This is a genomic window from Hyphomonas sp. UBA4505 (genome assembly GCF_002388685.1).
Lineage (GTDB): Bacteria > Pseudomonadota > Alphaproteobacteria > Caulobacterales > Hyphomonadaceae > Hyphomonas.
In genome coordinates, this window is sequence record NZ_DGMZ01000012.1 from 1119787 (window position 1) to 1141435 (window position 21649).

The 21649-nt window shown below is 59.8% G+C and carries 23 protein-coding genes; 9 read left to right on the top strand and 14 right to left on the bottom strand.

The window, feature by feature from the left end; translation table 11 throughout:
• The 5 genes from B3527_RS14630 to ccmA form a co-directional block, all read right to left on the bottom strand.
• Positions 1-525 carry a redoxin family protein gene (locus B3527_RS14630; RefSeq protein WP_290480345.1) on the bottom strand — a complete coding sequence of 175 codons (525 nt, stop codon included), beginning with the start codon at positions 523-525 and terminating at the stop codon, positions 1-3.
• A complete protein-coding gene (locus B3527_RS14635; RefSeq protein ID WP_206991831.1) occupies positions 522-686 on the bottom strand; it encodes a heme exporter protein CcmD in 165 nt (54 codons plus the stop codon). The genes B3527_RS14630 and B3527_RS14635 overlap by 4 nt, the downstream gene beginning before the upstream one ends.
• Before the next feature lie 4 nt (positions 687-690).
• Positions 691-1422, bottom strand: a complete 732-nt coding sequence (gene ccmC, locus B3527_RS14640; protein WP_206991832.1) for a heme ABC transporter permease CcmC — start codon at positions 1420-1422, stop codon at positions 691-693.
• Between the two features lie 21 nt (positions 1423-1443).
• Entirely contained in the window at positions 1444-2112 is a 669-nt protein-coding gene (gene ccmB / locus B3527_RS14645; RefSeq protein ID WP_290480346.1) for a heme exporter protein CcmB, read from the bottom strand.
• A gap of 165 nt (positions 2113-2277) precedes the next feature.
• The gene (ccmA, locus tag B3527_RS14650; RefSeq protein WP_206991834.1) at positions 2278-2856 is read right to left on the bottom strand and encodes a heme ABC exporter ATP-binding protein CcmA; all 579 of its coding nucleotides are present in this window, start codon (positions 2854-2856) and stop codon (positions 2278-2280) included.
• A gap of 118 nt (positions 2857-2974) precedes the next feature.
• On the opposite strand from ccmA, the gene acnA reads away from it, so the two are divergent.
• A complete protein-coding gene (gene acnA / locus B3527_RS14655; RefSeq protein ID WP_290480347.1) occupies positions 2975-5662 on the top strand; it encodes an aconitate hydratase AcnA in 2688 nt (895 codons plus the stop codon).
• Between the two features lie 129 nt (positions 5663-5791).
• Positions 5792-6430 (top strand): DUF1223 domain-containing protein, encoded by a 639-nt coding sequence (locus B3527_RS14660; protein WP_290480348.1) that lies wholly within the window; start codon positions 5792-5794, stop codon positions 6428-6430.
• Here B3527_RS14660 and B3527_RS14665 read toward each other — a convergent pair whose 3' ends face one another.
• The 7 genes from B3527_RS14665 to purE all read right to left on the bottom strand — a co-directional run bounded on the left by B3527_RS14665 (position 6431) and on the right by purE (position 13274).
• A complete protein-coding gene (locus B3527_RS14665) occupies positions 6431-7483 on the bottom strand; it encodes a DUF4340 domain-containing protein (RefSeq protein ID WP_290480349.1) in 1053 nt (350 codons plus the stop codon). It abuts the gene before it with no gap.
• Complete coding sequence (locus B3527_RS14670; RefSeq protein WP_290480350.1) at positions 7480-9372, bottom strand: Gldg family protein; 1893 nt, start codon at positions 9370-9372, stop codon at positions 7480-7482. The genes B3527_RS14665 and B3527_RS14670 overlap by 4 nt, the downstream gene beginning before the upstream one ends.
• A gap of 1 nt (position 9373) precedes the next feature.
• Positions 9374-10129 carry an ABC transporter permease subunit gene (locus tag B3527_RS14675; RefSeq protein WP_290480351.1) on the bottom strand — a complete coding sequence of 252 codons (756 nt, stop codon included), beginning with the start codon at positions 10127-10129 and terminating at the stop codon, positions 9374-9376.
• On the bottom strand, positions 10126-10857 hold the full coding sequence (locus tag B3527_RS14680; RefSeq protein ID WP_034817328.1) for an ABC transporter ATP-binding protein: 732 nt from the start codon (positions 10855-10857) through the stop codon (positions 10126-10128). Before B3527_RS14680 ends, B3527_RS14675 begins: the two co-directional genes overlap by 4 nt.
• An 86-nt stretch (positions 10858-10943) precedes the next feature.
• The gene (locus B3527_RS14685; RefSeq protein ID WP_290480352.1) at positions 10944-11699 is read right to left on the bottom strand and encodes a creatininase family protein; all 756 of its coding nucleotides are present in this window, start codon (positions 11697-11699) and stop codon (positions 10944-10946) included.
• Positions 11700-11703: 4 nt separating this feature from the next.
• On the bottom strand, positions 11704-12783 hold the full coding sequence (locus B3527_RS14690; RefSeq protein ID WP_290480353.1) for a 5-(carboxyamino)imidazole ribonucleotide synthase: 1080 nt from the start codon (positions 12781-12783) through the stop codon (positions 11704-11706).
• Complete coding sequence (gene purE, locus B3527_RS14695) at positions 12780-13274, bottom strand: 5-(carboxyamino)imidazole ribonucleotide mutase (protein ID WP_206991842.1); 495 nt, start codon at positions 13272-13274, stop codon at positions 12780-12782. The genes B3527_RS14690 and purE overlap by 4 nt, the downstream gene beginning before the upstream one ends.
• Before the next feature lie 124 nt (positions 13275-13398).
• Between purE and B3527_RS14700 the strand changes: the two genes are divergently transcribed.
• From B3527_RS14700 to B3527_RS14715, 4 genes are all read left to right on the top strand, one after another.
• On the top strand, positions 13399-14088 hold the full coding sequence (locus tag B3527_RS14700) for a GGDEF domain-containing protein (RefSeq protein ID WP_206991843.1): 690 nt from the start codon (positions 13399-13401) through the stop codon (positions 14086-14088).
• A gap of 111 nt (positions 14089-14199) precedes the next feature.
• Entirely contained in the window at positions 14200-14367 is a 168-nt protein-coding gene (locus tag B3527_RS14705; RefSeq protein WP_034817340.1) for a YdcH family protein, read from the top strand.
• Between the two features lie 65 nt (positions 14368-14432).
• Entirely contained in the window at positions 14433-14762 is a 330-nt protein-coding gene (locus tag B3527_RS14710; protein ID WP_290480354.1) for a hypothetical protein, read from the top strand.
• 5 nt (positions 14763-14767) lie between these two features.
• Positions 14768-15526, top strand: coding sequence for an SDR family oxidoreductase (locus B3527_RS14715; protein WP_206991845.1), 759 nt, complete (start codon positions 14768-14770; stop codon positions 15524-15526).
• Here the strand turns inward: B3527_RS14715 and B3527_RS14720 are convergent.
• Positions 15523-17232 (bottom strand): alkaline phosphatase D family protein, encoded by a 1710-nt coding sequence (locus B3527_RS14720; protein ID WP_290480355.1) that lies wholly within the window; start codon positions 17230-17232, stop codon positions 15523-15525. The two genes, B3527_RS14715 and B3527_RS14720, sit on opposite strands and share 4 nt — an antisense overlap.
• 88 nt (positions 17233-17320) lie before the next feature.
• On the opposite strand from B3527_RS14720, the gene B3527_RS14725 reads away from it, so the two are divergent.
• The gene (locus B3527_RS14725; RefSeq protein WP_206991847.1) at positions 17321-18340 is read left to right on the top strand and encodes an RluA family pseudouridine synthase; all 1020 of its coding nucleotides are present in this window, start codon (positions 17321-17323) and stop codon (positions 18338-18340) included.
• A gap of 5 nt (positions 18341-18345) precedes the next feature.
• Here B3527_RS14725 and B3527_RS14730 read toward each other — a convergent pair whose 3' ends face one another.
• Entirely contained in the window at positions 18346-19233 is an 888-nt protein-coding gene (locus tag B3527_RS14730; protein WP_206991848.1) for a DUF3108 domain-containing protein, read from the bottom strand.
• A gap of 251 nt (positions 19234-19484) precedes the next feature.
• Here B3527_RS14730 and rpmB point away from each other — a divergent pair, with 251 nt between their 5' ends.
• Positions 19485-19769, top strand: coding sequence for a 50S ribosomal protein L28 (gene rpmB / locus B3527_RS14735; RefSeq protein ID WP_034817354.1), 285 nt, complete (start codon positions 19485-19487; stop codon positions 19767-19769).
• Positions 19770-19902: 133 nt separating this feature from the next.
• Positions 19903-21564, top strand: coding sequence for an amidohydrolase (locus tag B3527_RS14740; protein WP_290480356.1), 1662 nt, complete (start codon positions 19903-19905; stop codon positions 21562-21564).
• Positions 21565-21649 lie beyond the last annotated feature (85 nt).

Below are 21649 nucleotides of genomic sequence, written 5' to 3' on the forward strand. Positions count from 1 at the left end.
CTAATTCGGCGGGGCGCTCTTCAGCGCCTCGCCTATTTTTTTGACCGAATCTTCGTCCAGCGGACCCTGGACATGGTCAATGATCTCACCGTCAGCTGAGATAACAAACGTTTCCGGCACGCCGGTCAGGCCGAAATCGAGTCCCCCCTGACCGTCCGGATCAAGTGCAATCCGCGTGTATGGATTGCCCAGCCGGTCGAGGAAGGCGAGGCCGTCGTCCAGTTTGTCCTTGTAGAGCACGCCGAATACTTGGTCCGGATATGCGGCGGACAGTTCGGAAATGTATTTATGCTCCGCTTCGCAGGGGGCGCACCAGCTTGCGAACAGGTTTACGGCAATAGTGCCGCCGGTCGGCGAGGGAGCGAAGCTGAGGGGGGCGGAATCGAGGGTTGGGAATGCCGTATCGGGCGCGCTGCGCAAATTGCGCTTGAAGTCGCCCTTTTTGGGATTGATCAATTGTCCGGCTGCAATGACTCCAAAAGCGACGAGCGCTCCGACCGGAACAATTGCGAGCCAGCGCTTCATCCGCGTTTCTGGTCCCGGATGCGCGCTTCGATACGGATCAATTCAGTCTTTGCCGCGCGGGCTTTCAGCCAGACACTCACCATCGCGCCGCCGATAAGGAGCAGGCCAACGGAATAGCTCGCCCAGATGAATGCGGCATTGGAATCAAAATCTGGCAGCATGGGATCAGTCTCCTGTCATCAGGCGAGCCCGGGACTGGGCAGCGCGTCTGGTCCATATTTCGGCCCGCATCAGCGTCATGACAAGGGCGGCAAACAGTAGCGAATGACCCAGCGAGCTGATCAGCAATGGCCAGAGATAGACAGCGGCCATTTTCGGGCCTTCCGGCGTGATGACGCTGGCGTCTTGGTGCAGGGACGTGAAGAGGTCCACGGAAAACTTGATCAATGGCACATTCAGTGCGCCCACCATGGCAAGGATGGCGCCGGCCCGCGCGGCCTTCTGGCGCGTATCCATTGCGGCGCGCAGGGCCATGTAGCCGAGGAAGAGGAAAAACATGAAGAGGACAGACATCATCCGGGCGTCGTCCCATTGCCACCAGGTGCCCCAGGTCGGCTTGCCCCAGATGGCGCCCGTGGCAAGGCAAAGTGCTGTCCATGTCGCGCCGAGCGGGGCGATCGCCTTGGCGGCAATGTCGGCAACCTCGTGGCGCCAGATAAACCAGACGAAACTCATCACGGCCATGCCGAGATAGCTGGCCATCGCAAGCCATGCGGCCGGGACATGAATGAACATGACCCGCATGATGTCGCCGCCCTGATAGTCATCCTTCGGGACCATCCAGAGGCCTTGCCAGAGCCCCCATGCAATCAACAGGGCTGCGGCCGCATAGAACAGGGGCGCGAGCCAGCTGGACAGCATCAGGAAACGGTGCGGATTGGCGAACCAGGAAAACATCGCGTTCGGAATACCCTTCCCTCAGTCTGCCGCCAAGCGCAGGGCTGCACCCATGGCAAATGGTGCGACAGCCAACGCAAACAGCGTTGAGGCAGCGAGAAATAATGGGGCGGCGGCGCTGCTTGGGCCGTCTCCCATGGCGAGGGCGCCAAATATGGCGGTGGGGACGTAAAGGGGCAGGGCGATCAGGCTGATCAACAGTCCGCCTCGGCGTACGGTCGCGGCGAGTGCTGCCCCTACGCCGCCCCAGAAGTAAAAGGCCAGCCCGCCAATCGCATAGTACAGCATGTTCTCAAGCAATGCGCCGCCAATCTGGGCCTGGAACATCAGGAGCAGCAAGGGGGAGAGCAGGGCGAGGGGCAGGCCAGCGGTCAGCCAGTGCGCAAATGTCTTTGCTGCGGCAATAGAGGCGGCGGGGGCGCTGGTCTGTAACCAGAGATCCAGCGAGCCATCTTCGGCGTCCGCCTGAAAGATGCGCTCCAATGTTACGAGACTGGAAAGCGCCAGCGAAACCCACAGAATCCCGGGACCAATCGTGCGCAGGGTTTCCGGGTCCGTTCCGACGCCGAGTGGCACGAGGACAGCCGCCCCTGCGAAGAAGCCCACCGGCAGCAGCGCGCCGGCGCCGCCCGCCCAGGCTTCGCCCAGCGCTTGCCGGAAGGCGGAGAAGATGGGTGCGGGGCTAGCCATATCGGCGGAGCTTTCGCCAGTGAACAAAGCCGAGACCTAGAAAGAACACCAAGACTGGAATGCCACATTCCAGGCCATCGGTTCCATTTTTCCAGCCGCAAACATAAGTTGCTGCAAAACCGAAAAGGCATCCCAAGACAGCCCAGATTCCGAAAAAGAAATATTTCAAATCTCTACCTCGCGTGTTGCGTGGAAGCCTGCATCGCCGTGGACGGCTGCAACCACCACACCGTCCGACTGCCGGTGCTGCTCGATCATCCCGAGCAGGAGCGTCCGCCCCTCGGAATCGAGCGCGGTTAGCGGCTCATCCAGCAGCCAGACGGGGCGGTATTCGAGGTGCAAGCGGGCAAGGGCGGTCCGGCGGCGCTGTCCGGCCGATAGGTGCTTGGCGGGCACATCTGACGGACGCGAAAGCCCCATTTTGTCCAGGAGAGGCTCGATGTCTGTTGTGGATTGTCCCCATGCGCGTGCCCAGAGGGTCAAATGCTCTCGCGGCGTTTCATGCGGTTTCAATCCGTCCCGGTGGGCCACCCAATGATGCGGCGCGTTGCGGTCAATTGTGCCGGTCTCGGCCTGCGTCAGGCCTGCGAGAATACGCAGCAGCGTCGTCTTGCCCGCGCCATTCGGGCCGCGCAGGACAATTGCTTCGCCCGGCGCCAAGGACAGGGACACCTCCCGGAACAGGAGGCGTTCGCCGCGGATCATGCCGATATCGGCTGCGGAAAGGAGGGCGCTGGCGCTCATATGTCCCGTTTAGACCCTTTGTCCCAATTGCCTCAATGCACTAGGGCCTATATGAGACAGACCAGCGCGGCGGCTCATCGCCGCAGATCGATAATTTCAGACGCGAGGTTCCCTCTCCATGCCGTCCCTCGACAGCTTCAAGTCAAAACGCACACTCACCGTCGGTAGCAAGACCTACACGTATTTCTCGCTGTCCGCAGCCGCAGAAAACGGTCTTGGCGACGTTTCCCGCCTGCCTGCGTCCCTCAAGGTCCTGCTTGAGAACATGTTGCGCCATGAAGACGGCAAGACCGTCACCAAGGACGACATTCTCGCATTCAAATCCTGGCTTGAGAACAAGGGTGGTGTCAGCCACGAGATCGCCTACCGTCCGGCTCGCGTGCTGATGCAGGATTTCACCGGGGTTCCGGCTGTGGTTGACCTTGCAGCCATGCGCGATGCCGCGCAGAAGCTCGGCGCGTCAGCAGACGCGATCAACCCGCAAGTCCCGGTCGACCTCGTCATCGACCACTCGGTCATGGTCGACAGCTTCGGCGGCGAGAACAGCTTCGAGAAGAACGTCGAAATCGAATACAAGCGCAACCAGGAACGGTATGAGTTCCTGCGCTGGGGCTCCACGGCGTTCAAGAATTTCCGCGTTGTGCCACCGGGCACCGGCATCTGCCACCAGGTGAACCTCGAATATCTGGGCCAGACGGTCTGGACAAAAGATGAAGACGGCGAAACCGTTGCCTATCCTGACACCTGCGTCGGCACCGACTCGCACACGACCATGATCAACGGCCTCGCCGTGCTCGGTTGGGGCGTTGGCGGCATTGAAGCCGAAGCAGCCATGCTGGGTCAGCCAGTCTCCATGCTGATCCCGGAAGTCATCGGCTTCCGTCTTGACGGCAAGATGGCAGAAGGCGCCACAGCGACCGACCTCGTGCTGACAGTTGTGCAAATGCTGCGCGCCAAGGGCGTCGTCGGCAAATTCGTCGAATTCTACGGCCCGGGCCTGTCGAACCTGACCCTCGAAGACCAGGCAACGATCTCCAACATGGCGCCGGAATATGGCGCGACCTGTGGCTTCTTCCCGGTTGATGAGGACACCGTCAAATACCTCACCAATACCGGCCGTGACGCCGAACGTGTTGCCCTCGTCGAGGCCTATGCCAAGGCACAGGGCTACTGGCGTCCGGAACAGGCTGAGCCGATCTTCACTGATACGCTGGAACTTGACCTTGGCGCAGTTGTGCCGTCGATTTCCGGCCCGAAGCGTCCGCAGGATCGCGTCCTGCTGTCCGAAGGCGACACCGCCTTTGCCGAAGCCATGGCGAAGGAATTCAGCAAGGCAGCCGATGCCGCTGAACCAATCGCGGTCGAAGGCAAGGACTACACCGTCACGCATGGTGACGTGTTCATTGCGGCGATTACATCTTGTACGAATACGTCCAACCCGTCCGTTCTCATTGCTGCTGGCCTTGTGGCCAAGAAAGCGCGCGAATTGGGCCTGAACCGCAAGCCCTGGGTGAAGACATCCCTTGCGCCGGGCTCGCAGGTTGTCACGGACTATCTCGACAAGGCAGGCCTGTCGGAAGAACTCGATGCGCTCGGGTTCAACCTCGTCGGATATGGTTGCACGACGTGTATCGGTAATTCCGGTCCACTCGAAGCCCCACTGGCGAAAGCGATCGCCGATGGCGATCTCGTCTCCTGTTCGGTGTTGTCGGGCAACCGTAACTTCGAAGGCCGGATCGGCCCGGACATCAAGGCCAACTATCTTGCCTCTCCACCGCTGGTCGTCGCCTATGCCATCGCAGGTTCGCTGCGCGTGAACCTGACCAAGGATCCGCTGGGCAAGGACACGAACGGCAATGACGTCTTCCTGAAAGACATCTGGCCAACCTCGCACGAGATCGCAGAGATCATGTCGAAAGCCGTGACGCCGCAGATGTTTGCCGAGCGTTATTCCGACGTCTTCAAGGGCGACGAGCACTGGCAGGGCATCGAAGTGTCCGGTGGCCAGACCTATAGCTGGCCTCCAGCCTCCACCTATGTTCAGAACCCGCCTTACTTTGAAGGCATGGGCCTGGACATCGACGCGCCGGCGGACGTCGAGAACGCGCGCGTCCTGGCACTGTTTGGTGATTCCATCACGACCGACCACATCTCTCCGGCCGGATCGATCAAGGCCTCCAGCCCGGCTGGTGTGTACTTGCAGGAACACCAGGTCTCTCCGCTGGACTTCAACTCCTACGGCTCGCGCCGCGGCAACCATGAAGTCATGATGCGCGGCACGTTCGCCAATATCCGCATCAAGAACCAGATGGTTCCGGGTGTCGAAGGCGGCGTGACGGTACACTATCCGGACGCTGAGCAGATGCCGATCTATGATGCGGCCATGAAGTATGAAGCCGAAGGCACACCGCTTGTTGTGTTTGCTGGCGATCTTTACGGCAATGGGTCGTCGCGTGACTGGGCGGCCAAGGGTACGGTCCTGCTGGGCGTTCGCGCCGTCATCGCGGGCAGTTTTGAGCGGATCCACCGGTCAAACCTGATCGGCATGGGTGTTCTGCCACTCGAATTTGCTGACGGGGAGAGTGCCGCGTCGCTCGGCCTGACCGGTAAAGAGCAGGTGACCATCAAGGGAATCGATTCGATCAAGCCGCGCCAGACGCTCGCCGTGGAGATCACACGCGAAGACGGTACGAGCTTTACCGCCAATACGACGGTTCGCATCGATACCGAGAACGAACTCGACTATTACCGCAATGGCGGCATCCTGCACTATGTGCTGCGGAACCTCGCCCGCGCAGCAGCCTGAGCGGTTCGCGATTTCTGATCAGAGAGCCCCTGCAGCGTGCTGTGGGGGCTTTTTTGCAGCCCTCACATCCCTGTGACTGTCACGGGAGCGGAGTTGGCTCTATAAACTGGGACTGAAATGATACGAATTGTGCTTTCCCTCCTGCTTGCCATGGAACTCATGGTGGCACCCGCCTTTGCCGAAGGTCCGGTATTGGTGGAGCTGTTTGCGTCCCAGAATTGCCGCGCCTGCCCAAAAGCCCACAAAACGTTGAAAGCGGTGAATGCCGAGCGCGATGACCTGCTCGTGCTGACCTGGTCCGTCGACTATTGGGACTATCTTGGCGACAAGGACCCGATGGCGATGACGGAATCCAAGGATCGACAGCGGGGCTATACAGATCGCTTTCGATTGCGCGGCCCTTATACGCCGCAAACGGTTTATAATGGACAGGAACAATGCGCAGGCAACAAGCGCCACTATGTCGAGCGGGCGCTTGCGAAGATTCAGGACAAGTCAGATTTCGATGTCCAACTTGTGCGTACCGGCGACAAAATTCGTCTGTCGGGACAAGTGCCGGATCTGGCTGATATCTGGCTTGTTGATTACCTTTCCGGTGAAGCCAACACGACCGATATGCTTCATCCGGTTACGCGGGTATCTGCACTTGGGCCATGGTTGGGAAATCCAGTCGAACTCAGTGTTCCGCATTGTGAGTCTGGTTGTGCGATTATTGTCCAGGAAGCTGGTTTCGGCCCTGTTCTCGAAACAATGGTGATCGCGCCCTGATCAGGGCTGGGCAGGCTGTCTGGTCTCGATAGCCATGACCGGCGCTCTCACAATTGAGGACACGCGCGGCGTGAATTCATTCCAGTCATACTCTGCCAGCTGATAGGCCCAGCCTTCGGCCTTGTCATTGATCGTGCTGCCGCGATGGGCGCCTTCGCCGGCTTCAATGGCCCGCAGGGTCACGAAATACCCATCAGGCTCCCTGAAAGCGCGAAGCTCGACTTCCAACCCGTCATGGGTCTCGGTGATATGGCGCGCGACAGTGCGCGTTTGCAGTTTGCTGGCTGGCTTCACCCCAATGGGTGCAAACCGCGTCAGGGCGAGGGCGGGCGTAGAGGCAGCAAGACGGCTGACCAATCTGAAGTCCTGAAAAGGCGGACCAGGGACAAAGCTGCGGTCGCTCGATCCGACAGAGCGCTGCAAATACAGACTCTCGCCCATGGAATCGAAGAGCCTTACGGCCGAGATGGCGTCTGAATTGATGTCCAGAATATCGAAATCGAGCCAAGCGTCATGACTATAGAGTGGCGGCAAGTCCCCGTTGACCTGAAAGGCCTGTTCCTCGCTTGGCAGGCGACCATAGACGCGGCTGTCCTTGCGCCCCGTAATCAGGGCGGCCGTGATCTTGCCATCCTCATCAAGAATTTCGACCAATGCACCAGTGCCGCCATCTCGCGGGTCACCAAGACCGATACGATTCAGCTTGTCGGGATCGCGCGTGCGCCCTTCGCCCCAGCTCAGGCCTTCAAGGCCCGTTGCAAGTTCCGCAAGCCGGTCGGGGCGGATGGGATAACCGTCCGGGCCTCCCATTTTCCAGCCATCCTGCGTGTTGGCCAGCGTGTAGGCTTCATCAGACAAGGTCACACGAATCTCGCTGGCATCGGCGCGAATGGCGGCAAAATCGGGGATCACCCGCTGGCCGTCGCGTTCAGACGACCGCGCAGATGGGCCGTGAAGACTATGGGCAGTAAATGTCAGTGCAGTCAGGCCAATCGCAATGCCTCCCATAATCTGGAGACGACGAATCCGCTGTTTTGATCTCACATCGCTCATGCTGTCGCCTTCCGCTTCTGGCGATACCAGACGAATAGTCCGATCAAACAGACCAGAAATGGGCCGCCCCAGATATTGATGGCTTTGAGCGTGCCTTCGAGACGGTCGATGTCGCGCCGGTAGTTGCGCTCGATTTCCCGCAATTGGGCGCGCAACTCGACGATCTTCTGGCGGAGGTCCAAAAGTTCCGTACGCTCGGCTTCGGTCAGATCGGCCTCGAGGTCGCCAGAGAAAAATCCATCCGTTGCACCGATGGCCTGCAACTCTTCCAATCGCGCCTGCGCCGTCTGGAGATTGTCCTGCAAAGCTGATTGCTGGCGGAAATAGATCGCTTCGGCATTTTCCCGCATACGGTCTATTCGCTCCATGCGGCGCAGGCTGGGCGCACGCGACCGGAGGCGTGAGAGTTCTCCACTCCCAGCCAGTGCGTCCAACGCATTCAGGACCAGCGCGCCATTGTCGGCAACGACGATCTGTTCGTTGGGAATTATGTAGAAGTCATCTGCAATGAAATCGACATCAGCGACGAGGACGATTTGTGCATCGGTTTCACTTTGCGAAATGTGGGGCAGGGCCGCGGCGGCTTCAGCGCGAGCGATCTCTGCCAGCATTGGATCGGACGGTTCATCGAAAGCCGGCGCACCTTGCGGGAAGGCCGTGCTCAGCCTGCCGGACAGTCTTGCGGCTAGGACGAGCGGGGCTGGCTCAGTTTGATACTGACGCAGCACCTGCTGGGGCGCCATGTCGGTGATGGCGTCCGATGCATCAATGAAGGAAGGGCTTGGCCCTGTGGAGAGCAAGGGCGTCATCTCAAGGGTCGCGGCCAAGTCTTCAGTAGAGAAAGCTCCCGGTGCGCCGAAATTGACTGCTCGGCTGAGGTCTGCGGTAATCAGGTCATCCTGATTCATGTCTCCGGCTGGTATGCCGAGAAACAGCGGATGCGCCAGTTCCTCTATGCGTCCGCCACCGGTATCGACCGGAACGGGCAGGGCGCTGGCGGCGTCAGCGACCGCGGCGGTCGACAGTTCCACACCCCAGGCATCTCCCCAAGCCATGAGGGAGGAGGACGTGGCCGCGTCACTCATGTTGAACGGACCCGTGCTTGCGACCGTCTTGGCAGCGGGGTCCACGAGAATCACGGCGCGACCTGTTCGCAAGATAAACTGGTCGATCAGCCATTCCTGGCGTGGGGACAGAAGTGGCGGCTGAGCGATGAGCAAGACGTCCAGGTCTTCAGGCAATGATTGAAAAGTTTCCGCGATTGGTTCGACATCGAACGATTTGTGTATGTCGCGCAGGAGCGTGTACCCACCTTCACCTCCGGGTGCGGTCATGCCGGGCAGCGAAGACAGGATCCCGACTCTGGGCGGATCTGGATCGTCCAGCCGCGCAACCATACGGGTCAGGTCGAATTCTAGTGTCACCTCCCGTTCGGGTGCGAGGAAGGGAATGACCCGCTGGTCGTCAATTGAGTTGCGACCGATGATGCCGAAATAGAGCGGATCGCTGCCGTTTGTATCGATCGCAGTGATGCCCGCGGCGAGCGCTTGGTCTTCAGCCGGCGAGAAGGGAAGGGGGTCGATCTCGGTCACGCGGACATTGCCACCGGACTGGCTCTCATAGACTTGCAGCAATTCGCGTACACGCGCGGCATAGGCGCGGATGGCCGGGAAATCCTGCCCGGCGCTACGTGTGTAGACAAAAGTCAGATCGACTGGTTCTGCCACGGTTTTCAATGTCGACTTTGTCGCGTCCGAGAGTGTGTAGAGATTGTTCTCGGTAAAATCGATGCGCGCGCCAGTGAAGACCTTCTGTACAAGAAGGTTTGCCGCAACGAAAATGATTGCCGTGAGCGCTGTTGCGATGATGAGGTAGTGTTTCGCCTTCATGTCAGCCGAGCCTCTGACGAGATGCCCACAGGCCGTTGAGGATGGTCCACAGCGTCATGAAGCCGACGAAGAACAGCACAGCGCGCAATTCCAGCACGCCGCGCTGCGCAGCCTCAAAATGCGACAGGAACGAGAACTGGGCCACCAGGTCGGCAAAGCCCGCGCCGAACAGGCTCTTCACCCCAGACAAGACCAAAGGCCATCCAGCGGCTGTGAACACGAAGGCCACGACAACACTCATAACAAAGGCGGTGACCTGACTGCGGGTGAGGGCGGAGATAGCGGCCCCAATGGAGAGGTAGGAGCCAGCCATCAGAAGGCTGACAAAATAGGTCAGCGCGATGGCAGCATTGTCAGGATTGCCGAGATAATTGACGGTGATCCACATGGGTAGCGTCAGGACCAGCCCGACAGCCGCGACGGTCCATGCGGCGCAGAGCTTTCCCAGCACCAGGCCCGGCATGCCGAGGGGCAGGGAAAGCAGCAGCTCGTCGGTTCCGGCACTGGTTTCATCTGCCCAGAGGCGCATGGCGAGCGCTGGCAGGAAGATCATGTAGATCCAGGGATGCCAGACGAAGAAGGGGGACAGGTCTGCAGTGCCTGTATCGAAGAAGCGGGCGGCCTCCCATGTGAACATGCCAATAGAGAGCAGGAACACGGCGAGGAAAACATAGGCCATAGGTGTTGCGAAGTATGCGCCAAGCTCACGCCGGAAGGTCGGCAGGAAACTGTCGAATTGTTGACGGAACCGGTTCATGCGGATTCGGCCTCTGCCTGGTCGGTTAGCCGCGTAAACGCGCTTTCAAGCGTGCCATCTGCAGATTGCTTCAACAGGCCTTCGGGCGTCTCGTCGGCAACAATACGGCCGCGATCCACAACAATGGCGCGGGTACACATGGCCGGAACTTCGGTCAGCGTGTGCGTGGAGATGACAATCGCCTTGCGCGGCGCCATACGCGCGATCAGGGCGCGCACAGCTCGCTTCTGGTTGGGGTCTAGGCCATCGGTGGGCTCGTCCAGCAGCAAGACGGGTGGATCATGCAGGATGGCGCCGGCCAGGCCGACACGGCGGCGATAGCCCTTGGAGAGCGATCCGATCCTTTGTCCGCAAACGGTGGAAATGCGAGAGTCCGCAATGGCGCGTTCGATTGCCGATTTACGTTCGGACCGGGGGAGGGACCGAGCAGCCGCCATGAAGGCGAGGAATTCTGGTGGGGTCATGTCGTCATATAGCGGCGCGCCCTCGGGCAGGTAGCCCAAAGCGGCCTGCGCCTCGCGACGGGCTGAGACGATTGACTTGCCGTCAATCGTGGCGTCGCCGGAGTCCGGCTCCAACACACCCGCGATCATACGCATCGTGGTCGACTTTCCCGCCCCGTTCGGGCCGAGAAAACCGAGCACGGTTCCCTTTTCTACGGTGAAGGACAGGCCCTGCACGGCCCGCTTTTCACCAAAGGATTTTTCCAGCTTCTGAATGTCCAGCATTCTTCGCGACAGATCCTTTCCCGGGAGCCTCGTGATACCGTTCTTCGGCGAGTCTGGCCAGTGGCCTAAAGTAGAAGCGACCCGCTCTATGCGGAGAAGCGGCGTACCTCGTCCAGCACCGCCTGCGCAGCGGCCGCCACGATCTTTCCGCCGTCTTCCACATTCGATTGCGTGGGGTCCGATCCGATACGGCCATCCGGGAAGTCGCGGCGATATTGCACGGCATCACCAATCTTGCCGTTCGGGGCGATTTTTGGCGTCATTTCCACATCTGTGCGGGCATGATCGGGGTAGCCGTAATATGTCACCGAAACTTCCGATGCGGTGGCGTGGCTGCCATGACCGACCGGGTAGAGCTGGTTGCACAAGGACATGACGGATTTGAAATCCCACCAGTCGCGACGTTTCAAACTCAGGCCGTGACGATTGTCCTCGCCGCGCGGGTCAAAGCTGCGCCGGGCGTGAATTTCAGAGAAGGCCGCTTCAATCGTGGCGATGTTTCCTCCATGGCCGTTCAGCCAGTAGATACGCTCAAAGCCGTGCCGCATCAGGCTTTCGGTCCAGTCCGCCATTGCAGCGATCATGGTTGAGGGGCGCAACGTGATCGTGCCGGGAAAGCCGAGATGGTGCTGGGCACAGCCGACACTGAAGGTTGGGCCGACCAGCATGTCCTCCGGCGCTAGCTTTTCGGCTTCGCGGGCAATGATTTCAGGGCACAGCGCATCCGTCCCGATGAAACCATTCGGCCCGTGCTGCTCCATGGAGCCAATCGGGATGACGATGGTCTTGGACGTCTTCAGCCAGGTTTCGATGTCAGTCCAGGTCGAAACGGGAAGCAGCATGCATTCAGTCCTTTCTGGGGGCAATCCGGCGCGTGATGTGTCCCATCTTGCGGCCGGGTCGGGCGTCTCTCTTTCCATACAGGGTCAGAGTCTCATCGGCGTTCAGCTTCGTCGGGTCAACCAAGCCTTCATTACCGATCAGATTTCGCATCTCTGCGTCATGGAGGCGGCGGGTATCGCCGAGGGGCCAGCCGCAGATGGCGCGGATATGCTGTTCGAACTGGCCTGTCTGGCAGGCTTCCGGTGTCCAATGACCGGAATTGTGAACCCTTGGGGCGAACTCGTTGGCCAGAAGCGTCCCGTCTGAAAGTACAAAGAATTCAAGGGTGAGGACGCCGACATGGTCGAGGGCGTCGACCAGTTTCATGGCCTTTTCGCGGGCTTCGGTTTCAACGGCTTTGCTGAGACCGGATGGCGCGACCGACCGGGCCAGAATGCCGTCTTCATGCATGTTGCGTGGGGGTGCCCAACTCAGCGTTTGACCGGCGCTGGAACGGGCGACAATGACTGAAATTTCACACTCGAAGGGGATGGCTGCTTCCAGCACTGCTGGGGCCTCTCCAATGGCGGACCATGCCGCCTGGGCCTCGTCAGCCGCACGGACCCAAGTCTGCCCCTTGCCATCGTATCCATCGCGGCGGGTCTTCAGCACGCCCGTGCCCCCGACACGCTTCAGGGCAGGAGGAATGTCAGCTGCCGACTCAATGACTTCGTAGGGCGCTGTTGGAATGCCGATCCGGTTCAGGAATGCCTTCTCTTCGGCGCGGTCCTGCGAGATGGCGAGAGATCTGGGCCCGGGATGCAGCGCGACTCCGCATGACGCAATCAGGTCTGTTGCTTCGACCGGGATGTTCTCGAACTCGAGTGTGACGACATCGCAGGATTTTGCGAACTCACGCATTGCATCGGCGTCGAGGTAATCGGCATTCCAAGTCTTGCGCGCACCGCGCGACGCCGGGGAGTCCGTTTCCGGGCAAAAAATGTGGACATCAAAGCCAAGCTGGTTCGCGGCGCTAGCCAGCATACGGCCGAGCTGGCCGCCGCCCAGTATCCCGATGGTGCGACCGGGCGCGATCATCGTCATGCCTCTGGAGACTCGCCAATCTTGTCCGTCTGGGCCTGGCGGAACGCATCCAGCTTGTCTGCGACGACAGGATCCTGAAGGGCGATGATCGACGCAGCCAGCAGTCCGGCATTCGTCGCGCCAGCCTCACCGATGGCCAGCGTGCCGACGGGCACACCTTTCGGCATCTGGACAATGGAAAGCAGGCTATCCATGCCGGACAAGGCCCGCGACTGAACTGGCACACCAAGCACGGGAAGGGGGGTCATCGACGCGGCCATGCCGGGCAGATGGGCAGCGCCGCCAGCGCCAGCGATAATGACCTTCATGCCGCGTCCGCGCGCGGATTTTGCATACTCAACCAATCGGTCAGGTGTGCGGTGGGCGGACACGATGCGGGTTTCGTGCGTAACACCCAGTTCCTCGAGGATCTCAGCGGCCAACCTCATGATTGGCCAGTCAGACTGGCTACCCATAATAATGCCGACCTGTGGGGAATCTGTGTCCGTCATGGGAAGCCTCGCCGCTGGAAAGCGCGCAACATAAGTAAGCGGGTTGCGGCGTCAACTGCCAGCGTGTTGGCTCACGCGGCAGGAATGACTGTATCTCGGCGTAATATTTGCTTAACCTTCCGACATGGCGGACGACTTCTACACTCCAAAGGCGACGGAACGATTGGCACTGCTGAATGTGCTGGGCGTTGACCTGTCAGCATTGGATTTCAGGGCCCGCGCCGCCATTGAAGCCCTCTGTGATGAAGTGTTGGTTTTGCGTGAAGACGCAGATGAGTTGCGAGACGCGCTTGATGAGGCGGTTTCACTCGCCGACAATGACGCACTGTGTCCCGTCTTCAACCGGCGGGCCTTCGAACGAGAGATCCGGCGTGAAATCGCCCTTGCGGCGCGGTTCCGAACACCGCTTTCGATGATCTATATCGATCTCGACCACTTCAAACAGGTCAATGACGTGTTCGGTCATGCGGCGGGCGATGAGGTGCTGATCCGTATCGCGGAGCTGTTGCTGCGCCATACGCGCGAGACCGATATCGTGGGTCGGCTTGGCGGGGATGAATTCGGAATCGTTCTGGCGCAGGCCAATGTGGACGACAGCCGGCTGAAAGCAGAGCAGCTCACACATGAAGTCGACCAGCTGGTGGTGCGGAGTGATGGCGATGATGCCCATCCGGGAGTCCGGATCGGCGCGTCCTGTGGTGTGGTCGAATGGCAGGTGGGCCAGAACGCTGAAAGCCTGCTGGCACTGGCCGACCAGGCGATGTTCGCCCAGAAAGCGCGCAGGAAAACCAGCCAGCAGGCAGGTAAACAATAATTCACGCGTTTGAGCGCGATTCCGGGGGCCGCCCCCCGTGACGCCCCCAACCTCTTGTGATTTACTGTTGCCGTTAAGACACAACAACTTAACAGCAAGAAGGAGACTGCCATGTCGCTTAAAGGCCGGATCAATGAGCTCGCCAACAAGCACCGCAAACTCGACGAGATTATCCACGAGGAACAGAAACGACCGTCGGCAGATGCCCTTCGATTAAAACGCCTTAAGCGCGAAAAACTGCAGATCAAGCAACAGCTTCACGTGTTGGAAGCGAGCTAGGGCCTCGAAACCTCGCCTTCATCTTTGTGCCCTAGCCTGAATTTCAGCAGGCATAAGGAAAACGCATGCGCGAGATTTTTGATCAGGAAAGAGCGATGACGCTTGGAGCCGTCAAACAGGCTACGGGCGTCCTCGCCATACTGTTCCTCATAGCCGCAGCGTTCGCTGTGCTATCAGGGTTGGGACAGATCTTCAGCGGCCATGTCTTCCATGGAATCGGACGTATCGTCGCCAGTTTGACTGTACTCGGCTTTCTTTACATCGTCGTACGCTTGTTGGCCGAAATTCTGGCAGCGCTACACCGGCTGAACGACCGTCTGTCCGTGGTCGGAGATGACATCCGCACAAGGCGTAGCCGACCTGTCGCTGATCCAACAACAGATACCAGGGCCTAGGGGCTATGGCTCAGCCCGTCACGGTCATCCTGGGTCTCGGCCGTGAGGTTGGAGACGCTGTCGCACGTCGGTTCAGCAAGTTTGGTCATCATGTCGTCGCGGCTGACCCTTCTGATGACCGGATAGCCGCCTCACGGAACGCTGTGCCAGACGAAGTATTGCTCCATCATGGTGAGTTGCATACGCGGCTCGGTCTGCGCAACGCGCTAACCGTAGCGGTCGAGGCGTTTGGCCGAGTCGACAATCTGATCGTCATTCCGGATATTGAAGCTGCAGATTCACTGGAAGACTTCGCGCAGGAGAAATTCGACAAGGCGGTGGCCAAGGCCACACGCGGCGCGGCCTTGGCGTTGAAGGTCTTTTCCGAACGGATTTCTGAGCAAGAAGACCTGCCTGAGTCTGGTGTTGAACGCATCCGCCAGAAGGGGGCCGTCACGTTCGTCCTGTCCTATTCGGCCATGGCAACCATGCCAGGACGGTTCACTGAGACGATTACCCAATCTGCCGTACTGGGTGTCATCAAGGCCGGCGCTGTCGAGCTGGCTGAACAACAAATACGCGTCAACGGCATCATCGCCATCCGCCCTCGTGAAGAGCGTATTGAAAGCTGGACAACCCGGCGCACCCCGCTGGGACGTGCCGCGATTGCTGATGAAATTGCAGATGCTGCCCGGTACCTGTCTTCTCCAGAAGCCGCCATTGTTACCGGCGAGCTGCTGAAGCTGGACGGTGGGCGCTCCAGCCTCGCCGGTATCCTCGACTAGGCGACGCTTACCAGATCGCTCAGTGTACCATTTTCCTGGCTTGTTTCGTACACAGCTACCGTTTCAACCGTATAGTCGCGGCTCAGGATGTTCGACACGGTGCGATACTCTGCGCGCGCCGTGTCTTTCGACAGGGTGACGATTGTGTAACCACGATTGAACGGATCGTGCCAATTCACTTCCGGGTTTGCGTCGGCGAATTGTTCGCCCAGATCGGGGATTCCCTTAATGTAGGCGCCTGTGCCCGGTGAAGTGATCGAGGTGCACCCGAACTCGACGCCGCGTTTGCCACCCTCGGCGTCATAGAGCGTGTTCACCCAGGCCGTGTGTGTGTCTCCTGCCAGTGTGATCAGTTTCGCATCTGCCGCAGCGGCGCCCGCGTAGAGCCGTTCGCGAGCAGCAGGGAACCCGGACCACGCATCCAGATTGAATGGCAGGCCCAGCGCTGAAAAGCCAACCATGGTCTGGACAAAGCCGTTGTCTTGCGCGGCGAGTTGTTCAGGCGTCAGAGTTTCCTGGAAATTCGGCAGTTTTGTCCGGGCCATCACGACCTGGTTGGCGAGAACCTGCCAGGCCTTGCCGCGCTCGACCGAGCTTTTGAGCTCGCCGGACAGCCAGGCTTCCTGCTCTGATCCAAGCATGGTGCGGGCTGGATCATTGATTGTCTCCAGGGTCTCGGCGACGCGTTGCATCATGACGTCCTGGTCGGTAACGCCGGTGAGCGCATCAAACCAGCTGACATCGGGTGAGCGCCCCGTCAGGCGGCTTTCCAGAGCATGGATGGTGGCGACATCGCCAAAGGTGAAACTCCGCCAGACGGCGGATGTGATTTCACCCGCAGCGGGCTCACGCAATGGAATCCACTCGAAGTAGGCTTGAATGGCAGCCTGTTTGCGATCCGACCAATCGCCTTCGCCTTCTTCTGGATTGTGATTCTGGGCGCCCGTCCGATAGGAATTGTTTGTGCTTTCATGATCATCCCATGTGCAAATCCATGGCGCGAGCGCATGTGCAGCCTGCAGGGCAGGGTCGCTCCTGTATTGCGCGTGGCGCATGCGGTAGTCGGCGAGCGTGACCATCTCCGTGATCGGATCATGAACGCGGCCAATCTCGGTCGCCACTTCAGCTCCGTAACCATCCACGCCATATTCGTACAGATAGTCACCAAGATGAAGAATGACGTCGAGGTCTTCTTCCTTCGACAACGCTTCATAGGCGTTGAAATATCCAAACTGCCAGTTTGAGCAGGAAACTACGCCCATGCGCACGGGGGCGTCCCCATGAAGCGCCGTTGTTTTCAGGCGACCTTCCGGCGAGTCGACATTGCCCGCTTCGGTCGCAACGCTGAAGGCGTAGGAATAGGCCTTGCCCGGCTTGAGCCCGGCAACGTCGACCTTCACGCAATAATCTCGCGATGCACTTGCCATAGCTGTGCCGGTGATAGGTGGGGCGGAGGGATTTTCGGGATCGGTAACGCTGTAGGAGACAGGGATCGGGCCAGTGCCGGTCTTGGGGGTGGCGCGGGTCCAGATAATGACACGATCACTGAGTGGGTCACCGGATGCGACTCCATGGAGGAACTCAACCTCGCCCGCATATGGCGCCGGCTTTGGCGCAACATTGGTAGCCGTGGTTGCGCAGGCGGCAACACTCAGGGTTCCGGTAGCAGCAGCGCCCAGCAGGCCGCGTCGAGTGATCTTGGTCATGGTTCTCTCCCGTGTTCCGAACCTCCCCTAGTCCGGTCTGTTGACAATAGCATGACGATCAGACGGAAGTTCGTCTATAAGCGCCACAATGGACACCCTGAAAATTACTGCTACTGCGGACGATACCGGCACCCGGCTTGATACTTTTCTCGCCTCAAAGGCTGAGCAATTGTCGCGCTCGCGCGTGAAAGCGTTGATTCTTGAAGGCGCGGTTACGCTCGACGGGGAGGCCGTGCTGGACCCGAAGCGCAGTGCCATCGCCGGTGCCAGCTATCTGATAAAGCTGCCGGAGCCTGTTCCTGCAACACCAGACCCGGAAGACATCCCGCTCGACGTCCTGTTTGAGGACGAGCACCTGATCCTCATCAACAAGCCATCCGGTATGGCAGTCCACCCGGCACCCGGCAGCTGGGACGGCACATTGGTCAACGCGCTGCTCCATCATTGCCGGGGACAACTCTCGGGAATTGGCGGGGTAGAGCGGCCGGGCATTGTTCACCGGATCGACAAGCTGACGACCGGCGTTCTGGTCGCGGCCAAGACCGAGGCGGCGCATCTCGGCCTGTCTGAACTGTTCCAGAAACACGATATTGAACGCAAATACCTTGCGGTGACGCGCGGCGCGCCGCGGCCATTGTCGGGTACGGTGGACATGCCGATCGCCCGGTCCACTGCAGACCGGAAGAAGATGGCGGTGGTGCGTAACCCTGAAAGCGGTGTTGGCCGCAACGCCGTCACGCACTACCGGGCACTCGAAACGTTCGGGACCAGAGACAAGGGCACTCGGCTGCCTGCAGCGGCGCTGATGGAATGCCAGCTGGAAACTGGCCGGACCCACCAGATACGGGTGCATATGGCGCATATCGGCGCACCGCTGATTGGTGATCCGGTTTATGGACGTCACAAGGGGATTACAGTCCATGGGCAAAGCGATGCGCACATTGCGGGAACCAATGCGGCGCGCGCCTTTCCCCGTCAGGCCTTGCACGCCGCTGTGCTCGGCTTTGTACATCCCATAACGAAAGAGGCGCTTCGGTTCGAAGCGCCTCTTCCAGAAGACATGTCTGAGCTGATCGATGCGCTGCGAAGCCTGCCCATCGAAAAGTAACGAGTTTAGCCGCCGTCAGAATTCAGCGCGGCTTCTGATGTTACAACCGGCTCAAAATAGAGTTTCGAGGCTTGAAGGGTGACTTTGCCGATCTTGTCTGTATCGGCCTGGATTTTCACCGGAACGGTTGCACCATTTGGCAGGGGTGCGAGCCACATGCGTAGCGGGCCGTCGATGCCTGACAGATTGTCATTGTCAGACTTGTCCTTCTTGTAGCCAGCGACCTTTTCCATCGTGATGTGACACTCGATGGCTTCACCAGACCAAGCCTTCACATCAATCTGTTTCGTGCCGGCATTTTCAAGGTGCAGATAGGTCAGCTGGCGACCATCGAACAGACGGATCGGACCGCCGCACGGGTCAGCACCTGGCGCGCGGGGCTCGAGCGCGAATGTGATGAGCGCGGTAATCGGGTCATTCGTCTTGAGGACCTGCTCAACCGTGGCCGGGGGTTCGCCCAGATTCCCGAAGACCGGATTGGCAGTCATCGAGAAATCGTCATCCGTGATTGTCAGATTGACCCGGCGGTTCTTTTTACCGTCCCGGTTCTGCGACACGTAATTATAGGTCTTCAGCTCGTCGCCGCGCGTATAGCCGGAGGCCTGCAGGTGCATGTCGTAATTCACGAACCAGTCGGCGATGCCGGTCACCTTGACGCGTGATTTGATATTGTAGGTATCGGGGCGCATCTCGACATCGAAATGGGCCCGGCCGGTTGCCGGGATGAACAGGACATAGGCTTTCGCCTCCAGTTCATAGACCATGCGTGTGGCCTCACCGGCCTTAACATTGGCAAGGACAGCGGGGGCCGCACTGCTTGGGGCCGTATCGGCAGCTGAAAAACCAGCGAGGGCGAGTCCTGCAGCAGAGGCAAGAAGGAAAGCGCGTTTCATCTGAACCAGAATCCTTTCCGGAGCACTAGGTTACAACATCCCCTATACCCCGTCTTCTCCAACACCACCTGAACAGCCATGCCCTGATCATGCCTCATTCGGATGGGGTTTGCATTCAACAAGTATGACAGCGGATGACACCTGCAACCGGAAAACTGCCGAAATGCCTGATCCTCAGAGTTGACACGGGGGCCATCTGCCCTGTAACGACGCGCCTTCGAGATCCCTATAGACCTATTCGGAGCGAGGCCATGTCCCGCGAATGTGAACTTACCGGCACCAAGCCGATGACTGGCCACAATGTGAGCCACTCGCAAATGAAAACCAAGCGGATTTTCCGCCCTAACCTCGTACAGGTTACGCTGCATTCCGATGCACTGGGCCAGAATTTCCGCATGCGCATCGCGGCGAAAGCCCTGCGCACTGTCGACAAGCTCGGCGGCCTGGATGCGTTCCTGGCGAAGGCAAAGGAAGATGCCTTGTCTTCCAAGGCCCTGAAGATCAAGCGCGACATCGAAAAGAAAGCTGTCGCCTAAGGTCTGGCCCTTTTGGGCTGATGAGATTTGAAAGCGCGCGCGGCACAGGCTGCGCGCGCTTTTTTACGTCCATAATCTGGCAGCGGGCGCCCGTGCGTGCCACACATGGTCCCGTCTTGGAGGGAATGTGATCATGCGGGTATTGGGTTTTGCACTGGCGTTGGGGGTTCTGGCAGCATGCCAGCCGGGCGGGGCTCCGCAATCTGAAACGGATGAGACGCAAGCCCTTACCGTCTTTACCGGGGGCACAATTTACACCGGGGTCGCTGACCAGCCCACCGCTGACGCGGTGGTCGTCGGGCCTGATGGCCGGATCGTTGCCGTTGTGCCACCCGCCTCGGCCGACTGGAGCGAAGACGAGGTCACGATTGTTGATCTCGGAGGCGCAGTCATGTTTCCGGGATTCACCGATGCCCATGCGCACCTGATGGGGATTGGCCAGCGCGAACTGACGCTTAACCTGGAAGGCACCGCCTCCGTAGATGAACTTGTCACCCGCACCGAGGCAGAGATCCAGGGCAAGGCTCCTGGCGAAGTCCTGTTCGGGCGCGGCTGGATCGAGACCGGCTGGCCGGAAGGGCGCATGCCCTCCGCCGCAGACCTCGACGCGGTCAGCCCAGATAATCCGGTGATCTATACGCGCGCGGATGGCCATGCCCTCGTGGCCAACACGTCCGCGCTGAAGGCGGCCGGCATTTACGAACTGACCGAAGACCCTTCGGGCGGCCGGGTGGAGCGGGATGACAGCGGCAAAGCGACGGGCATTGTGATCGACAATGCGATGGGCCCTGTCTTCCAGCTGCTTGCGGCCCCAACGGAAGAAGATGTCGAGACGGCCCTGGAGGTTGGCGCCAATACCTATGCCAGCCGGGGCTGGACGGGCGTTCACAATATGAGCGTCAGCGCATCCCAGGCGCTCATCATGGCCCGCCTCGACGGGGAAGGGCGCCTGCCGCTGCGCGTTTACAATGCCTTCGACGTGGACGCCTTCGAAGTGGCGGAGTCCCGGAAGTTCGAGACTGACACAGTCACCAATCGTGCTGTGAAACTCTATATGGACGGCGCCCTTGGCAGCCGGGGCGCGCTGTTGATCGCACCCTATTCAGACCAGCCGGACACCAATGGTCTCTCCTTGCTCGATACGGAGTCGCTCCACGACTTGATGATGAAAGCCAAGGGCGCAGACGTCCAGTTGGCCATCCATGCCATTGGGGACCTTGCGAACCGGCACATTCTCGAAACCTTCGAGGCGCTGGGGAATGGCGATGAGCTACGCTGGCGGATTGAACATGCGCAGATCTTCGCGCCGCAGGATGTCGCGCGCGTCGGAGAGCTGGGCCTGATTGCCTCCATGCAGCCATCTCATGCGATTGGCGATTTGAAGTTCGCCCCCTCACGGCTCGGTCTGGACCGGTTGGCCGGCGCATATGCCTGGCAGGACATGCTGGCCGGAGGCGCCGTGGTCGCTGGCGGCTCGGACGCGCCGGTTGAAGTCGGCTCACCCCTGATCGAATTCTATGCGGCGGTGGCCCGGCAGGACCTCGACGGTAATGCGGGGGAGGGGTGGCACCCTGAACAGGCCCTCTCGCGGGACCAGGCGCTGGCCCTGTTCACGTCCGCCGCTGCCTTTGCAGCTTTCCAGGAGGATGACCTCGGCACGATCGAAGTCGGCAAGATTGCGGATTTCTCCGTCTTCGACCGGGATTTGATGACGATTCCTGCCGCTGAAATCCTTGATGCACAGGCCCGAATGACCATCATTGGCGGGGAAATCGTCTGGCAAGCTGCTGAATGAGTTGCCGCGCGGCGGACCAAACCCACATTTGACCCTATGTCACGCTTGGCGGAAGCGTCAGGTGTGATAGGTCCATCAATGCAAT

Excerpts from the sequence above, each read along its gene's own strand:
- B3527_RS14630 (WP_290480345.1), bottom strand. The coding sequence starts at position 525 with ATGAAGCGCTGGCTCGCAATTGTTCCGGTCGGAGCGCTCGTCGCTTTT.
- B3527_RS14635 (WP_206991831.1), bottom strand. The coding sequence starts at position 686 with ATGCTGCCAGATTTTGATTCCAATGCCGCATTCATCTGGGCGAGCTAT.
- ccmC (WP_206991832.1), bottom strand. The coding sequence starts at position 1,422 with ATGTTTTCCTGGTTCGCCAATCCGCACCGTTTCCTGATGCTGTCCAGC.
- ccmB (WP_290480346.1), bottom strand. The coding sequence starts at position 2,112 with ATGGCTAGCCCCGCACCCATCTTCTCCGCCTTCCGGCAAGCGCTGGGC.
- ccmA (WP_206991834.1), bottom strand. The coding sequence starts at position 2,856 with ATGAGCGCCAGCGCCCTCCTTTCCGCAGCCGATATCGGCATGATCCGC.
- acnA (WP_290480347.1), top strand. The coding sequence starts at position 2,975 with ATGCCGTCCCTCGACAGCTTCAAGTCAAAACGCACACTCACCGTCGGT.
- B3527_RS14665 (WP_290480349.1), bottom strand. The coding sequence starts at position 7,483 with ATGAGCGATGTGAGATCAAAACAGCGGATTCGTCGTCTCCAGATTATG.
- B3527_RS14670 (WP_290480350.1), bottom strand. The coding sequence starts at position 9,372 with ATGAAGGCGAAACACTACCTCATCATCGCAACAGCGCTCACGGCAATC.
- B3527_RS14675 (WP_290480351.1), bottom strand. The coding sequence starts at position 10,129 with ATGAACCGGTTCCGTCAACAATTCGACAGTTTCCTGCCGACCTTCCGG.
- B3527_RS14680 (WP_034817328.1), bottom strand. The coding sequence starts at position 10,857 with ATGCTGGACATTCAGAAGCTGGAAAAATCCTTTGGTGAAAAGCGGGCC.
- B3527_RS14685 (WP_290480352.1), bottom strand. The coding sequence starts at position 11,699 with ATGCTGCTTCCCGTTTCGACCTGGACTGACATCGAAACCTGGCTGAAG.
- B3527_RS14690 (WP_290480353.1), bottom strand. The coding sequence starts at position 12,783 with ATGACGATGATCGCGCCCGGTCGCACCATCGGGATACTGGGCGGCGGC.
- purE (WP_206991842.1), bottom strand. The coding sequence starts at position 13,274 with ATGACGGACACAGATTCCCCACAGGTCGGCATTATTATGGGTAGCCAG.
- B3527_RS14700 (WP_206991843.1), top strand. The coding sequence starts at position 13,399 with ATGGCGGACGACTTCTACACTCCAAAGGCGACGGAACGATTGGCACTG.
- B3527_RS14705 (WP_034817340.1), top strand. The coding sequence starts at position 14,200 with ATGTCGCTTAAAGGCCGGATCAATGAGCTCGCCAACAAGCACCGCAAA.
- B3527_RS14710 (WP_290480354.1), top strand. The coding sequence starts at position 14,433 with ATGCGCGAGATTTTTGATCAGGAAAGAGCGATGACGCTTGGAGCCGTC.
- B3527_RS14715 (WP_206991845.1), top strand. The coding sequence starts at position 14,768 with ATGGCTCAGCCCGTCACGGTCATCCTGGGTCTCGGCCGTGAGGTTGGA.
- B3527_RS14720 (WP_290480355.1), bottom strand. The coding sequence starts at position 17,232 with ATGACCAAGATCACTCGACGCGGCCTGCTGGGCGCTGCTGCTACCGGA.
- B3527_RS14725 (WP_206991847.1), top strand. The coding sequence starts at position 17,321 with ATGGACACCCTGAAAATTACTGCTACTGCGGACGATACCGGCACCCGG.
- B3527_RS14730 (WP_206991848.1), bottom strand. The coding sequence starts at position 19,233 with ATGAAACGCGCTTTCCTTCTTGCCTCTGCTGCAGGACTCGCCCTCGCT.
- rpmB (WP_034817354.1), top strand. The coding sequence starts at position 19,485 with ATGTCCCGCGAATGTGAACTTACCGGCACCAAGCCGATGACTGGCCAC.
- B3527_RS14740 (WP_290480356.1), top strand. The coding sequence starts at position 19,903 with ATGCGGGTATTGGGTTTTGCACTGGCGTTGGGGGTTCTGGCAGCATGC.